The 16,378-nt window shown below is 35.6% G+C and carries 13 protein-coding genes; 5 read left to right on the top strand and 8 right to left on the bottom strand.

Annotated elements, in window-relative coordinates:
• Positions 1-34: 34 nt before the first annotated feature.
• The 4 genes from AAEO57_RS15465 to AAEO57_RS15450 all read right to left on the bottom strand — a co-directional run bounded on the left by AAEO57_RS15465 (position 35) and on the right by AAEO57_RS15450 (position 3,615).
• Complete coding sequence (locus tag AAEO57_RS15465) at positions 35-994, bottom strand: HTTM domain-containing protein (protein ID WP_341693932.1); 960 nt, start codon at positions 992-994, stop codon at positions 35-37.
• 7 nt (positions 995-1,001) lie between these two features.
• Complete coding sequence (locus AAEO57_RS15460; protein WP_341693931.1) at positions 1,002-1,574, bottom strand: hypothetical protein; 573 nt, start codon at positions 1,572-1,574, stop codon at positions 1,002-1,004.
• Between the two features lie 75 nt (positions 1,575-1,649).
• A complete protein-coding gene (locus AAEO57_RS15455; RefSeq protein WP_341693930.1) occupies positions 1,650-2,297 on the bottom strand; it encodes a hypothetical protein in 648 nt (215 codons plus the stop codon).
• A 262-nt stretch (positions 2,298-2,559) separates the two neighbouring features.
• The gene (locus AAEO57_RS15450) at positions 2,560-3,615 is read right to left on the bottom strand and encodes a glycoside hydrolase family 130 protein (protein ID WP_341693929.1); all 1,056 of its coding nucleotides are present in this window, start codon (positions 3,613-3,615) and stop codon (positions 2,560-2,562) included.
• Between the two features lie 239 nt (positions 3,616-3,854).
• On the opposite strand from AAEO57_RS15450, the gene AAEO57_RS15445 reads away from it, so the two are divergent.
• Positions 3,855-4,331 carry a YybH family protein gene (locus tag AAEO57_RS15445; protein ID WP_341693928.1) on the top strand — a complete coding sequence of 159 codons (477 nt, stop codon included), beginning with the start codon at positions 3,855-3,857 and terminating at the stop codon, positions 4,329-4,331.
• A gap of 61 nt (positions 4,332-4,392) precedes the next feature.
• On the opposite strand, the gene AAEO57_RS15440 is transcribed toward AAEO57_RS15445, so the two are convergent.
• The gene (locus AAEO57_RS15440; RefSeq protein ID WP_341693927.1) at positions 4,393-5,523 is read right to left on the bottom strand and encodes a dermokine domain-containing protein; all 1,131 of its coding nucleotides are present in this window, start codon (positions 5,521-5,523) and stop codon (positions 4,393-4,395) included.
• Between the two features lie 269 nt (positions 5,524-5,792).
• On the opposite strand from AAEO57_RS15440, the gene katG reads away from it, so the two are divergent.
• Positions 5,793-8,066 (top strand): catalase/peroxidase HPI, encoded by a 2,274-nt coding sequence (katG, locus tag AAEO57_RS15435; protein ID WP_341693926.1) that lies wholly within the window; start codon positions 5,793-5,795, stop codon positions 8,064-8,066.
• 83 nt (positions 8,067-8,149) lie between these two features.
• Here the strand turns inward: katG and AAEO57_RS15430 are convergent, their stop codons facing one another.
• The 3 genes from AAEO57_RS15430 to AAEO57_RS15420 all read right to left on the bottom strand — a co-directional run bounded on the left by AAEO57_RS15430 (position 8,150) and on the right by AAEO57_RS15420 (position 10,278).
• Complete coding sequence (locus AAEO57_RS15430) at positions 8,150-8,641, bottom strand: acyl-CoA thioesterase (RefSeq protein ID WP_341693925.1); 492 nt, start codon at positions 8,639-8,641, stop codon at positions 8,150-8,152.
• A 57-nt stretch (positions 8,642-8,698) separates the two neighbouring features.
• On the bottom strand, positions 8,699-9,289 hold the full coding sequence (locus AAEO57_RS15425) for a TetR/AcrR family transcriptional regulator (RefSeq protein WP_341693924.1): 591 nt from the start codon (positions 9,287-9,289) through the stop codon (positions 8,699-8,701).
• 110 nt (positions 9,290-9,399) lie between these two features.
• Positions 9,400-10,278, bottom strand: coding sequence for a helix-turn-helix domain-containing protein (locus AAEO57_RS15420; RefSeq protein ID WP_341693923.1), 879 nt, complete (start codon positions 10,276-10,278; stop codon positions 9,400-9,402).
• A gap of 235 nt (positions 10,279-10,513) precedes the next feature.
• Here AAEO57_RS15420 and AAEO57_RS15415 point away from each other — a divergent pair, with 235 nt between their 5' ends.
• The 3 genes from AAEO57_RS15415 to AAEO57_RS15405 all read left to right on the top strand — a co-directional run bounded on the left by AAEO57_RS15415 (position 10,514) and on the right by AAEO57_RS15405 (position 16,369).
• A complete protein-coding gene (locus tag AAEO57_RS15415) occupies positions 10,514-12,163 on the top strand; it encodes an alpha-L-fucosidase (protein WP_341693922.1) in 1,650 nt (549 codons plus the stop codon).
• 17 nt (positions 12,164-12,180) lie between these two features.
• Positions 12,181-12,525, top strand: a complete 345-nt coding sequence (locus tag AAEO57_RS15410; RefSeq protein WP_341693921.1) for an L-rhamnose mutarotase — start codon at positions 12,181-12,183, stop codon at positions 12,523-12,525.
• Between the two features lie 184 nt (positions 12,526-12,709).
• Positions 12,710-16,369 carry a hybrid sensor histidine kinase/response regulator transcription factor gene (locus AAEO57_RS15405; RefSeq protein WP_341693920.1) on the top strand — a complete coding sequence of 1,220 codons (3,660 nt, stop codon included), beginning with the start codon at positions 12,710-12,712 and terminating at the stop codon, positions 16,367-16,369.
• Positions 16,370-16,378: the final 9 nt, after the last annotated feature.

The following is a 16,378-nucleotide window of genomic DNA, read 5'->3' as shown; positions in this document are numbered from 1 at the left end:
TCATCCTTTATTAATTTCTATTTGATTATTATTTTTATATTCCCACTGAACTGGATTTTTTATGAAGCCTGCGCTCAAAAATTGAAGACTTTACAGAAACATTTTCTCTTTCAAAATTAAAATTAGTAAGATTCCAGATAATCATAATGGCCGAAAAATAATAGAGATTCAACACCAGTGCAATTCCCAGATGCATAGAAATAGTGAGCATCATCCATGTTTTTTGTGTTTTAGGAATCCATACAAAAACCGGATACAGCATTTCGATGATGATAGTTGCCCAGCCAATAAAAATTAATAAGTACGAATGATCTGCCATCCAGGAAAAGTCAAAATTAAAATCCCTGTTGGCATAAGGCAAATGAATGGCTTTCCAGATAGATTCACCATTTCGCCAGTTGTAACCCAGTAATTTGTCAAATCCTGAAAAAAAATAAGCTATACTGATATGGATTTGAAACATTCTTTTGACAGGCATAAAGTTTACTTCTTTGCTGTTCTTTTTAGAAATAAGCCGAAGAACAGAACAATAAGCATCCGAAGGGAGTAAAATCAGATAAAACAACGACATGCTGGTAAAAAAATCGACTCCATAAATAAAAAATGAACTTCCTTTTAATAAAGAAACCTGCAAGAGGAGTAACACAAAAGCACTAAGCCGCGAATAAAATCCTATAATGATGTTAAAACATAACATGATAAATAATGTTTTTGCTCCCGCAATTACGATATTTTCTGTAACTCCGAATGATTCTAAAAAAGCGGTTATTTTTGAAAAAGTAAGCAGCCATTCAGGATGAAAAACAGACATTATATCTTGTGGAATAATACTTTTACTGGAAAAAAAAGTATCAAAGTCGCTTAGAATAGCTAAAAAATGTAATAAAGCCATTGTCCCTGTTGAGATTCTGAAGAAACCAAGGAACTCATTGTTTCCTTTTGTAACAAAAAAGAAATCTTCTATTTTTTTATATAAGATGGTGACTTTTTTCATGATTGGTTTATTTTATTTGACTAACTAAAATAAGGTTATCTGTTTTTTCTCCCTTTTTGTACCGTTCCAAACTAGGGTAATCGTATAAATAAAGTTTGGCAGTACATTTTGTAGCGCCGTAGTTTTCTTTAAGTACGCTTTTTGCAATTTGTTTCAGCACAATATCCAGGTATTGATGGTATTGAGATTCATTTTTCTTTTTAGAAGCCACTACTTTATCCATAAACATATTAAAAACAGAAGTGTACCGAACGATGCTTTCCTTGCTTTTCAATTCCGGCATAATCCTTTCTTCCAAAATATTTCCCTGAGCATCCTGTAATTCAAAAAGCAATATAAAATCACTGGCAACATTGGGCGCAAAAAAGCCATATCCTGTATCAAAACCTGTATAAGTAGTAAATATACTTACTGGTTGAAACTCAGTAATTTTATTAGAAAGTTCATAAACAAATGGTTTTTTATATTCTTCTTTATCATAATAAAAACCGTAATACCCATCAAAAGTCCCTTTTAATCCAATAATAAATACTAGAAATAGTAAAAGGAATATTCCCAAAAGCTGCCATTTTCTTTTCATTTTTCAATGTATTTGATTGAAACTTTTTTAGTTAAAAAACAAGGGCAACTTTTATGATTGACCTTGTTTTTCTAATTATTGATATTGTTTGATGACATTGATAACTTGTTGATTCAGGTTTTTATCTACAGGAACCCGGGTTGTTCTTGTCAGAAGTCTGCTAAAGGCTTTTGTTCCCATGTAGTCATTGCAGATATTATTTTCATCAATTCCAATAACAGAGAGCCTATTGAAAGTACTAACGTCTTTCTCAGACAATTTGGTTGCACTGATCACAATTTTATTCGCTTCAATTCCAATATTACCATCAAGAGAGACATATTTATATTTTGATACTATTTTATCAAGTCTGACTTTGATGTCACCAAAAGAGTTCCAATCGATATCGGCTCTTTCAAAACAGCCTTTATGAATGATGTTTAGTTTTGTGAATTTTGTCAACTTATCCCAGTTTTGGATTCGGGTAATGTGCTGAATTCTTTGTGTATGAACAATGTAATTCAGAAAACCGGCTCCTCCTAATTTGGTGTATTCTTTGTCAAGTGCGATAAGTCCTTCGATATCTGCTTTAGACATTTCCTTAACATCCTTGATCAGGAAATTATTATCGACCAAATAATTTCCGTTGTCGTTGTAGACTAACATTTTATTGGGTTTGCATTGGGAAAATAATATCAACCCAAAGGCTATAACACCAATAATTAATAGTGTTTTTGCTTTCATAATTTTAGTTTTTTATAGACCTACTCTTTTTGGCTTTTCGGCTTCCTCCATTTTAAATGTTGTATTTTAAGTAAAAGTACTTTTGTTTAAAATTTTGGAATAGAGTGCAATAGCCCTTATTGTAAGGGTGTTTTTCCCCTTTTTACGAAAGAAACTAAGATTATAAAATGAAAACCTGTCCGATGTAATTAGTTTTTAATGACTACACCAGACAGGTAATATAAAACACCCGTAGATGTTAAAATATGAGGAAAACATTTAATCAAAAAGGAACTTCGAGCGCAGATAAAATTTCTTTGATTGAAAAGTGGGCACCACACACAAATTCATCTGCAGCTCCATAATACACTGTTAGTTTATCGCCTTCTACAACGTGACCATTAGTAAAAACTACATATCCGAAAAAACCGCTCAATTCGTAATTTTCTAAAGGGATCATGATAGGTTCAAGAGTTCTTGCAATTACTTTTGAAGGGTCTTTTAAATCCATTAAAAAAGCACCCAGACAATATTGATGTTCGGCATTGGCACCATGGTAAATTTCTAGCCAGCCTTTGTCTGTTTTAATAGGGGCTGCACCGGCACCCACTCTCGCACTGTCCCAAAGTCCTTTTCTGGTTCCCAATAAAAATTGGTGATTGCCCCAATGAATTCCGTCAGGAGACTCTGCAAGCCAGATGTAATTACCTCCAATCTGTGGACTTGATGGGCGATGCAAAGCATAAAATTTACCATTTATTTTTTCTTCAAAAATGGCACAGTCCTTATTGTGCGGTGGAAATATCATCGATTTTGGTTCAAAATGTTTCCAGTCTTTGGTCGTACGAAGTCCAACACCCACACCATTAGAAGAAACGGCAGTGTAAGTAATATAATAGGTATCTTCCAGTTTGCTTACCCTGGCATCCTCAATACCGAATTGCTCTAATATGCCTGAACCAAATAGTGAACTATAACCTTCGGACGCATAAAAATGAATGCCGTCGTCGCTGCATAGAAGCCTTAAATGTGAAAGTGTAGTAAGATAATCAAGTCCTTTATACTGAATGACCCGCGCATCAGTAGCAACGAGATCAGGATCATTCAGTGGAATTTCAATAATTTCAACTTTGCCTAAATCGTTGATAGCCGGAAAAAAAATAACACCTTCTTTTTGTGTAATACTTTCGGCAACTCTTACCAGAAGCCATGTTTTTTGTTCAAATACAAAAACACCGGGATTTAAAAGACTTATAATTTGTAAGTCCGGACTGCTTGGCTGGAGGTCTTTAGGCATTAATAATGGATTCTCGGAAAATCGTTTTGCTAAGTCTTTCATAATTAGTTAATTGTTTTTATGAATGATCTGATAATTAAAAGAGTCGGGTATCTTAAAGCTACAATTGTAAAGAAAGCACTTTATCTACAGAATATTTTATAGTATGGTGTTATAATATTTATAAAATTTTCGGCCAAAAGGTTTCTTTTAAATTTTATTTTTTAAACTTTTTACATCAAATCATCTGATTTTCTGAATTTTATATTTAATTTTAAGGTATAGATCTAAAATTTTAATTTATGAAAAAAAGTATTTTAAAAGGAGTGCTGTTGGTTGGTGTTTTAGCTTTGCTGCTGGCTTGTAATAAGCAAGAGACCCCGGTAATTGATAAAGAGCAGATAAAAAAAGAGATTCAGGCTAAGGAAGATGAATTTGCAGAAACTTATAATTCTGGTAAGATTAAAAATATTGGTTATTATGCAGATGATGCAGTAACTTATTATCCTAATGCTGCACCGCTGGTAGGTAAAGAATCTATTTTAGAATTTCTGACATCAGATTTAGCTGAGGGTTCTAAAAACAAGATTTCTTTTACAACGGGCGAAGTTTTTGTATCCAGTGATGGTATTCAGGTTTTAGAGACAGGAACGTTTCAGGTAAAAGATTCTACAGATACACTTCTTAATAAAGGAAATTACATGAGTCTGTTCGAAAAAAGAGACGGCAAATATGTTTGTGTTAGAGATATGAGCGCTTCTGATATTGAATTGAAATAAATACTTTTTGGCTATATACATTATGAGGCTGCCAATTTTAGACAGCCTCATTAAAAAGCTTTTACCTTCTTCTTCCACCTCCGCCACCAAAGCCCCCGCCGCCACTAAAACCTCCACCTGTACGGCCAGAAGAAAAATTAGATGATCTTGATGGTGAATTAAAAGAACGATTTGAAGTTCCCGTAGACGGACGGGTAGTTGCTGATGATCCTCTTGACCCAGATCCTAGCTGCCTGTCTGATGTTCCTGTCGAAGGTCTTGTAGATGCAGAAGATCTGTTATTTTGACGATCTGATGTTCCTGCTGAAGGACGTGTAGAGGCAGAATTCCCTCTGTTTCCCTGACGATCTGAAGTCCCGGCAGAGGGACGGTTCGAATTATTTCTGGCAGTATTATAATTTCCGTTAGCTCTGTTATTAGAAACCGTATTTGATCGGTTTCTCTCGCTGTTATAATGATTGATTTGATTTCGGTTATTAATAATCACCGTGTTATTTCCGCCGTGGTAGTGACCACCGTAGTAGCCTCCATGATGATACCAATTATTATGACGGTATATTCCAACTGCCATTATCGTAAACGCGGCAAAATACGGGGGGTAATAGCCATAATAATAAGGAGGATAATACGGAACGTAAGCAGGAGAATAAACATATTGCACGATTGGCTGAGTTTCTACAACAACAGTAGTTGTAGCGGGAACATTTACTGTAACCGGATTTGAACCGGTATAAGCAGGGTTTGCAGTTACAGAGGGAGTATCTTTTGTGGCCGGTTCGATAACATAATCTTTACCGTAAAGATCTTCATCACCTACAATCTGTAGCGAAACCTTTCCGTTTTTGTCCTTATTTACCAAAATCACAGCTACATCCTGTGTTTCTTTTTTGTTAACATTTACCTGTAGAATAAAAGTAAAAGCGTTACCATCTTTTTTTGTAACGACCTTTATAAAGTCAGCTTTTTTATCCAGATTTAAATCCAGATTATTGATACCTGTTTCTTTCAGGTTTAAGTTTTTTTCGAATTCTTCGATAGTTTTTGATTTTTGAAAAAGACTCAATACAGCATAAAGATCCAGATTGTCTCCTGGTAAACCTAAAGCAGGAATATCATCTTCAGTCTGCGAAAAAGTGGGCTGCGTGAATAAACTAATTAGAACTACTAAAAAAGGCAAAAAAGATTTTTTCATGGCGCAATAATTTAGGATTTAACTGCAAGTTAATGAATATCAGTGGTATAAAAAAAGTATTTTTCGTATCTTTCAGTTTATTATCTATATTTTGAGTATTTTTTTTATAAAGTAAATTCTTTCGTTCTTAATTCAGTATTTTTTGCAGTTTCTTAATATAGATTTTATCTATTAAAGTAGATTGATATAATATAGATGTTTGATACTGACTCTTTGTTTAGTTCGTAAATTCGTAATTCGGTTAATAATAAAAATCAAAAAAATAAATTATGGAAAATCAATCAAATGACATTAGTAAATGCCCTTTTCATAATGGCAGCATGGACAAAGCAGCGGCTTCAGGGACAAAAAATCGTGACTGGTGGCCAAATCAGTTAAAAGTAAATATCCTGAGACAAAATTCCTCTTTATCGGATCCGTTGGGTAATAACTTTAATTATGCTGAAGCTTTTAAAACTCTTGATCTTGAAGCGATAAAAAAAGATTTACATGATCTGATGACGGATTCACAAGATTGGTGGCCGGCAGATTTTGGTCATTACGGAGGACTTTTCATCAGAATGGCATGGCATAGTGCAGGAACGTATCGCGTACATGACGGTCGGGGAGGCGCAGGTGCAGGACAGCAGCGTTTTGCTCCACTTAACAGTTGGCCGGATAATGTAAGCCTTGATAAAGCCAGAAGACTTTTATGGCCAATTAAACAAAAATACGGACAAAAAATTTCCTGGGCAGACCTTATGATATTAACGGGAAATGTCGCTTTAGAGTCTATGGGGTTTAAGACTTTTGGTTTTGCCGGAGGCCGTGCAGACGTTTGGGAACCGGACGAATCAGTTTACTGGGGGGCAGAAAAAACATGGCTTGGAGGTGATGAACGTTACAACCACGGTTCAGAAGGTGTGCCGGAAAACCATGGAGTAGTAGTTTCTGATGACAATGCAGATGGTGATATTCATAGCAGAAATTTAGAAAAGCCACTTGCAGCGGTACAAATGGGACTTATATATGTAAACCCTGAAGGGCCGGACGGTAATCCTGATCCTATCGCTGCTGCTAAAGATATTCGGGATACTTTTGGGCGTATGGCAATGGACGATGAAGAAACAGTTGCTTTAATTGCCGGAGGACATACATTTGGGAAAACGCATGGTGCAGCCTCATCTGACCACGTAGATAAAGAGCCTGAAGCTTCAGGTATAGAGTTGCAGGGTTTTGGCTGGCAAAATAGTTTTGGTTCGGGTAAAGGTCCTGATACCATAACAAGCGGATTAGAAGTGACGTGGACAAAAACACCAACACAGTGGAGTAATAATTTCTTTGAAAATTTATTTGGTTTTGAATGGGAACTTTCGAAAAGCCCTGCAGGTGCGCACCAATGGGTGGCCAAAAATGCAGAACCTATTATTCCTGATGCATTTGACAGCAATAAGAAACATTTGCCTACCATGCTTACCACAGATTTGTCATTAAGACTTGATCCTGCTTACGAAAAAATATCCAGACGTTTCCTTGAAAACCCGGATGAATTTGCTGATGCTTTTGCACGCGCATGGTTTAAGCTAACCCATCGTGATATGGGGCCTCGTTCCCGTTATCTGGGAGCTGATGTTCCTCAGGAGGTATTGTTGTGGCAGGATCCTCTTCCGGAAGTAAATCATCCTTTGGTTGATGCTAACGATATTGTTCAGTTAAAAGAAAAAGTGCTAAATTCAGGCTTAACAGTTTCACAGTTGGTAGCAACAGCATGGGCATCTGCGTCAACTTTCAGAGGATCAGATAAACGTGGAGGTGCAAATGGCGCTCGTATCAGACTGGCTCCTCAAAAAGACTGGCAGGTTAATAATCCGGCTCAGCTTAAAGTGGTTTTGGATAAACTTGAAAATATTCAGGCAGAATTTAATATTGCGCAGGGAAATGGTAAAAAAGTTTCATTGGCAGATTTAATCGTTTTGGCCGGAAATGCAGGAATTGAGAAAGCAGCAAAAGATGCAGGACATTCAGTAAATGTGCCATTTTCAGCAGGACGTACCGATGCTTCTCCAGAGCAGACAGATGTTGAATCTTTCGGTTATTTGGAGCCTCGGGTAGATGGATTCCGTAATTACAGAAGAACAAAATCATCAGTTTCTACAGAGGAACTTCTTATTGATAAAGCCAACTTACTAACACTTACAGCACCAGAACTAACAGTACTTTTAGGAGGATTACGTGTATTGGATATTAATACTGACGGAAGTAAAAATGGCGTATTTACAAACCGTCCGGGGCTGCTTACTAATGATTTCTTTGTAAATTTATTGGATATGAATACACAATGGAAAGCGTTATCGGATGATAAAGAACTTTATGCAGGAAACGACCGCAGTACAGGCCAGCCAAAATGGATTGGAACACGTGCAGATCTTGTTTTTGGTTCTAATTCTGAATTAAGAGCTGTTGCTGAAGTTTACGCAGCGAGTGATTCCGGTGAAAAATTTATAACAGATTTTGTTGCTGTATGGAATAAAGTAATGAATCTGGATCGATTTGATTTGATATAGTGATCAATTTATATAGAAAATTTATTTGAGGAGCCGGTTTAACGGCTCCTTTGCTTTTTATAGAGGTTTGTATTTTTTTGAGTTTACACGACAGCCTCAGATTTTATTTTCTGGATAACTTCCAAAGTCCTTTTCTCAAAAGTCTCTTGATCGACTGGTAGGACAACAGATTCAAATAATTTCATCAAATCATCTGAATGGTTTGCTGCTTTTTGTGTTTGAAGGTCAAAGGCGATAAATTTTATCCATAGAATAGCTTTTAATTTGGTTTCAGCTTCATCCCACATTTTCATTTCAACCAGCAGTGTATTTTCAGAATACTGAATTAATTGTGATTCAATTAAAACTGTTTCCATTGTAAAAGCCGGTTTGAGATAACTTATCTGATTAGAAGCAACTACCCAGCTTAAACCTGTTTTTTTCATGTATTGAAAAACATCAAGGTCATAATGTTCTGCAATTTGGTCTTCACGGGTATTCAGGAAATACTCCAGATATTTGGAGTTGTTTAAATGGTTGAAAGGATCGCAGTCCTGAAATCTGATTTTTCTTTTGGTTTTAAGTATTTTTTCCATTGTTAAAATATATTAATCAAATACCGATCGGTATGTGAGGGGTTAAATTTTTTTCTTTTAAATTTTTACTTTTTTAAAGCTTTCTATTATAGTAAAATCAATAAAATCCATTGTGCTTATTATGAAGTCAGGATCATTATGAATAAAAGAAAGCAGCGAGCTTCCTTCAATTTGGGATAAAATTATTTTAGCATTTTTAACCGCATCAATGTCAGGGCGAATTTCATTATTTAAGATCCCATCCTTAATAATATTGGTTAAACCTAAAGTGAATTTTGAAGATAAATTCTGTGCAGTTTCAAACAACAAAGGATTGTTAAACTTGGCATCTACACTCACACGAAGCATCGGACAACCGCCTCTGTCTTTCACTAAATCATAATAGCTTCTTTGGTAATTGGTAATGGCGTATAATTTATTCAGGCTGCCTTCTGTTACAGCAACGAGTTTGAATAAAGGTGTTATAGCGAGGCTTACATTTAACCGAAAAGCTTTTAACGCCAAATCTTCTTTATTCGAAAAATTACAATAAATAGCTCCTTTTGTAAGTCCGGTCGCATTTGTAATGTCGCTAAGGCTGGTTCCCACATACCCTTGTCGGTTAAAAATAGGAGCTACTTTGTCCAGAATATATTCAGAAGTATTCATAGTAATCTTTTGAGGTTGAACGATACAGGACAAATATAGTAATAAATACCGATCGGTATGTGATTAATGCTGATTATTTTTAAAACAGGTTGCAAGGAAAACCAAAAGAACTAATTCAAATGGCTTATTTGATTCCGGTATTCTCCTGGAGTAAGACTTACAATTTGTTTGAATATTTTTGAAAAGTGAGGCAGGTTAGAGAATCCCGTATCTAAAGCAATCTCTAAAAAAGTTTTACTGGTGGTAGCAATGAGATACTGGGCTCTTTCGATTTTTTTTTCATGAATATAATTTAAAGGTCTTTGTCCTGTATGCAGCATAAATTGTTTCGAAAAATAATCCTGATTCTGATTTACTCTTTTGGCTAATTGCGCAACAGTAAGATTTTTGTCTAAATTAATCTGCACATAACTCATAGTGTCGAGTATTTTAGAAGATGAAATTAGTGGTTGGTTGGTTTTGAAATCTTTTGTACTTAAAAACCGCGAAATCAGTTGCAGGATAATTCCCTGATTTTCAAATTTGAGTTGAGGTTTCATAGCATCATTTAAAGCCTTGTATTCTTTATAATAAGCCTCTCTTTCATACACTTTAGGGTTATCAGACCTGTTAATTCCTCTTCCCGGATTAATTTGCAGCATTTTTTTGATAAGGATTATATCAATTTCAGACGCAGGCAGTTTCATCACACTCCTGCTATTGTTAAATAAAGAAATTCCATCAGCAGATTCTTCAAAGAACTGAATAAAATACTGACTCAAATATTCATCACAATTCAAATTGCAGATTGTAAAACTTGGAATAAGGTATAAATACCCCGGCTCTAATGTCAATTGACCATAATTATCAGAAATAAAACCAATTCCTTCATCAATATAATACAAGCGATAGTAAGGGCTTACAACATTGTAGTAATTCCAGTTGTTATTGAGTTTTACATAATCAATGTGCAATAATGAAAACGAATATTTGAAGATATTTTTGGACATATAATTTAGAAAAGATCGTTTTTGAATAATAAAAGATCGTTTTCAGATAAAAGCATCTGTTTTGTATAAGTTACATTTGTTGTAATTATAGTTGTAAAAAATAATCAATAATCAAATTTATTGATAAAATAGATGTGATAATAAAAGTTTTTGAATTTATTTTATTACTAGAATGAATGAATTATAAGAGTGTTAAAAACGGAAATATATAATTTATTATCCAAAACCATAAAAGATGAACAGAAGAAATGCGTTAAAATTGGGTATGTCTGCCTTAGCAGGAGTTTATTTATCCCCATTGTTGAGCCAGACCCGTATATTTGGTGATGTTACACCCGTTATTGATGGGCCTTTTCAGCCTACGTGGGAATCGTTGGGAAAATATAAGGTACCGGATTGGTTTCGGGACGCTAAATTTGGAATGTGGGCGCATTGGGGACCTCAGTGCGAACCAGAAGCAGGAGATTGGTACGGGAGAGGAATGTATGAAGAGGGTTCAAGACAATATAAATTTCATGTCGAAAAATACGGTCATCCTTCAAAATTTGGTTTTAAAGATGTGATTAATATCTGGAAAGCAGACAACTGGAATCCAGAAGAGCTGGTCAATCTATATAAAGATGCCGGAGCCAAATATTTTATGGCTATGGCAAATCATCATGATAATCTGGATTTGTATGATAGTAAGTTTCAGCCAAACTGGAATTCGACTAAAATGGGACCTAAAAAAGACATCATTGCCGGTTGGGAAAAAGCTGCCCGAAAAGCAAATCTTCCTTTTGCAGTAAGCGTTCATGCTGCTCATGCATGGAACTGGTTTGATACTGCTCAGGGCGCCGATAAAAACGGTTCTTTAGCAGGAGTTCCTTATGATGGAAATCTGACCAAAGCAGACGGAAAAGGAACCTGGTGGGAAGGTTTGGATCCTCAGGAGTTGTATGCTCAAAATCATCCGCTAAGTGCGAAGCCTTCTGATAAATCATCGGTTCACAATCAGTGGGATTGGGCAGATGGTGCTTCAATTCCGTCATCAGCCTATTCTGAAAAGTTTCATGACAGAACAATTGATCTGATCGATAAATACAATCCGGATATGATTTATTTTGATGATACGGCTTTACCATTATGGCCTGTTAGCGATGCAGGTTTGCGAATAGCAGCACATTTGTACAATAAAAGCTTAAAGAAAAATAAAACCGTTCAGGCCGTTATTACAGGTAAAATATTAACAGAACAGCAGCGTAAAGCTATAGTTTGGGATATCGAAAAAGGTCAAAGTAATGAAATTGAGCCTTTACCGTGGCAAACGGATACCTGTATTGGAAACTGGCATTATGATCGGGGCGTTTATAATGAAAAACGTTATAAATCTGCTAAAACGGTTATCCATACATTAATCGATGTAGTCAGTAAAAACGGAAACCTCATGCTCAATATTCCGGTAAGAGGTGATGGAAGTATAGACGAATTAGAACGTGTAATTGTAAAAGAAATTGGGGTGTGGATGAAAGCCAACAGCAAAAGTATTTATGGTACACGACCTTGGAAAATATTTGGTGAAGGACCACAGCAGGCAAGTGCAGGAGCATTAAAAGCTCAGGGTTTTAACGAAGGAAAAGGAAAACCATATACATCAGAGGATATTCGTTTTGTACAAAAGGACAAAAAGCTTTTTGCAACCGTAATGGGATGGCCTGAAAATGGTTCGGTTTTGATTAAAAGTTTAGGAAAAGAAGCGGGTCATTATACGAAAAACATAAAACAAGTTAAGTTAGTGAGTACAGGAGAAAAGCTTCAGTTTACCCATCATAATAATGGTTTAGAGGTTCGGTTCCCTAATCAGAGACCTGAGGCTTCTTTTGCTAATGCATTGGAGATTGTATAATTCGATAAAACGCAGTTATGAATACAAAAAGATTATGTTATGCCTGTGATTTGATTGATAATCCAAAGCTGATAGAGGAATATAAAACGTATCATTCAAAAGAAAATATTCCACCCGAAATAACAAAAAGTATCAAAGATTCCGGAATTGTAGACATGGAAATTTATATCCTTGCCAACCGCTTATTTATGATTATGGAAGTGGATGAAACTTTTAGTCCGGAACGGAAACAAATGATGGATACCGCTAATCCAAAGGTTCAGGAATGGGAAGAACTGATGTGGAAATTTCAGCAGGCACCGCCGGGAGCAAAGGAAGGTGAAAAATGGCTGCCAATGGAACAGATTTATAAATTAGAATAAATTTAAATCGCTGTTAAAAACGCTTGTCAGGCTGAGCGGAGACGAAGCCCTTTCAAATTCTTAAGCCTTCGCTCAGGATGACACTTTTTTTATCAAAATAATGAGGATTTAAAATTCAAATTGCATTATTCAAATATTAGCATAAATTTACGTTTCACTTCATAACGTTTTTTTGCTTTTAAAGATGTACAGAAAAGGGCTCGTTTTATTTTGTTGGGTGTTTGTCAATCTGTTTGGACTAAATTGTTTCGGGCAGGAGCTCTTTTTTGAAAAGATTTCCGGGCAGGATACAGATCCGAGTACTTCAATTCATGGTATTGCCAAAGATTCAATCGGTTACATTTGGTTTGGGAGCTGGAACGGAGCGTACAGATACGATGGTAAATCTTTCAATTATTATTATCACAAACCATCAGATAACAATTCATTGCCCAATAACCGAATTCGTAATATCGTTTCAGACCAAAAACTGGGACTTTGGTTTTTGACATTCGATCGTAAATATGCTAAGTTTAACTATCAGCTCAATACGTTTCGTGTTGTTGAGGCAAAAGCAGTTCCAAAGAGTATAATTTCGAAACTAAACAGTAATTCCAATACTTTAAACAAAGCAAAGGTTGTTAACGGCAAACGCTATTATTTGTCTTCACATCTGCTGACTTCATTGGATATTCATTTCGGAAAAGAGTTTAGTTACACTGCCGATATAAGTCAGCCGGGAAGTTTATTGGATGATTATGTCACAACTTTTTTTATAGATAGCGAAAACATCATCTGGCTCGGAACCAGAGGAGGTGATATTTATAAAGCAAATCCCAACCGAAATCCGTTTGAACTGCATTACAGCTATATTTCAAAAGATGGAAAAACCAAACTGGCAAGCATTAGGGCAATTCTTAAAGTTGAAAACGAAATTTGGCTTGGAACTGATGAAGGTGTACTTATCTACAACAATCATGGAATAAATTACAATCATCCTTTTTATAAATCCAGTAGTAAAATCAGTCAGGTACGGACTTTATTCAGGGATAATAAAGGCGGTATCTGGATTGGAGGAGTGAATGGTTTGGAATATTATAATCCTAAAAGCAACCAAACCAAACCAGTTATCAATAAGGTTTTATATCCAAAGTTGGAAACCTGGTCGGTATTTGCGATAGAAGCCTTTGAAAATGATATATTATGGATTGGTTTATACAACGGAATTGCCAAAATTAATTTATCCGATGAAACTGTTGTTTTTTATGATTTAGCAAAAGAAATCGACAATCACAGCGTGATGGATATCCTTGCGATTGACAAACAAAAACTATGGCTGGCAACTGAAGGAAACGGAATAATTCAATTGAAGATAAATAATCATGACGTTACTTATGATAATTCGTTTAATGTTTTCCGATCAGGTTCAGCCATAAATAAAAAGATTTCCGGAAGCATTATTTATGCGCTTCAAAAAGACAAAAGAGGAAATGTCTGGGTAGGAACGAGTGAAGGTTTGTATAAAATTCAGCTTGCTTTAAATCCTATTCAGGCTGAAAATATACAGCTGCAGTCGGGAATGCCAAATACCTACATTTCTTCGATTACAGATGATAATGAAGGCAATATCTGGATTGCCCATAAAGAAGGAATTTCTAAGATTAATGGTGATTCAGGAGAAATTTCGAATTACCAGAAAAAAGATCAGTACAGTTCCTGGCGTTTTTTAGAAAGAGCACTTTATAAAGATTCAAAAAGAAATACTATCTATTTTGGCGCTAAAAATGGCTATGTTGCTTTTAATCCGAAGGATATAAAAACGATTTCAAAACCTAATAAACTGATTTTAAAATCACTTTATGTGTCGAATCAGGAAGTTATTCCGATGGATACTGTTTTTGGGAAACCAATTTTATCCAAAATTTTATCCCAGACAAAATCTATTGATTTAGATTATGAAAACCGAAACTTTACTGTTGAATTGGCTTCTTTCAACTATCTTGACAGCCGAAAAGAAGTGTATGAATATGTGTTGGAAGGCTACGAAGACAATTGGATTAAAACGAACAGTAACAAAATCTCGTTCCATAAAGTACCGCCGGGGAATTACACTTTGAGGGTAAGATTGGTTTCAGATATTAAAAATACTTCTGCAGCTGAACTGGATATTCACGTGAATGCGCCCTGGTATGGAAGCTGGTGGTTCAGAGGTTTGTTTTTGATTTTACTGATTGCTGGTGTTTATTGGGTTTTTAAAGAAATTTTGTATCGCGAACGACTGAAAAACGAAATCGAACAGGAACGCCTGAACGCCGAAAGACAAGAAGTTTTGAACAAGGAAAAAATGGAGTTTTTCACTCATATTTCTCATGATTTAAAAACGCCTCTCACGTTAATTGCTGATCCATTGAAACGCCTTCAGGAAGACAAGGTTGCTCCAGAAGACAAAGCGGTTTATTTTTCGATGATTAACCGAAACATGCAGCATTTAACCCGACTAATTCATCAAATATTAGATTTTAGAAAATCAGAAACGGGGAAATTAAAACTCAATACTAGTTCGCAGGATTTTAACGCTTTTGCAGCAGCATGTTACGCGACTTTTCAGTTTATAGCCGAAAAACGACATATTAAATTCAGCCTTCATTTGAAGGAAGAAGATTTGTTTTGCTATTTGGATTTTGAAAAAGCAGAACAGATTATCATTAATTTAGTATCGAATGCTTTTCAGTACACTCCCGATGGTGGCGAAATTTCGTTTTCTGCCGGATTGAACAATAATAAAACATTTATTGAAATTGTTGTGGAAGACAATGGACTCGGGATAGTAGCTTCGGAACTGGAAAAAATATTTGAGCCGTTCAATACAGTAGGAGCAAGTCCGTTTTATGGATATTCGTCCGGTGTTGGATTGTCGCTCACACGAAATCTTATTGCGTTTCTAAGTGGAACTATTTCTATTGAAAGTGAACCCAATAAAGGAACCAGAGCGATTATAAATTTGCCTTACCAGATGGCAGAAGCTGAATCTTTTGCTTCGGTTTCCGCTGAAACTGTTTCTGTAAATGATTATAAAGAGAGAGATGAGAATATTGTTTCGACTGATTCTGATAATTCAAAACCGTCATTGCTTATTGTAGAAGACAATCCTGATGTTCAGTTGTATTTAGGCAAAGAGCTAAGCAAAGACTACTTTTTGATACAGGAATATGACGGTAAAAAAGGTCTCGAAGCCGCAATAAAGCATATTCCGGATATTATTGTTTCGGATATTATGATGCCCGAAATGGAAGGAACCGATTTTTGCAGGGAACTCAAAAGCAACGAAAACACATCCCATATTCCGCTTATTTTTTTAACAGCAAAAGGTTCAGACATAGATCAGATTGAAGGTTATAATTTAGGTGCGGAGGCTTATGTGATGAAACCATTTAATGTAGAGGTGCTGAATGCGCAGATAAAAAGCGTTCTGGAGAACAGAATCATTTTGCAAAACCGACTTGCCGGTATCAAAGAAATCAATCAGCTGCAGCAGGAAGTACCGGATCTGGACAATCAGTTTCTGGAAAAGGTGATTGAAAAAATAACTTTACATATTGAAGATACTGAATTCAATTCGGAAGAACTGGCGCAGGTTTTAGGTATCAGCCAAAGACAGCTTTATAGAAAACTAAAAGGAATCAGCGGTAATACGGTTCACGAATTTATTACCAAAGTAAAAATGAATGAAGCAGAAAACCTCTTAAGAAATTCAGACCTGAACGTTTCGCAAATTGCCTACAAATTAGGTTTCTCTGAGCCTTCGAACTTTTCAAGAACTTTTTCGAAGTATTTTGGCTGTAGTCCTTCGCAGTTTGTGAAGTAATTTTATTAA

The organism is Flavobacterium calami, assembly GCF_038290035.1.
GTDB classification, from domain to species: Bacteria; Bacteroidota; Bacteroidia; order Flavobacteriales; family Flavobacteriaceae; genus Flavobacterium; species Flavobacterium calami.
The sequence above is the reverse complement of the archived record's forward strand: the minus strand, read 5'-3'. Positions and strand labels throughout refer to the sequence as shown.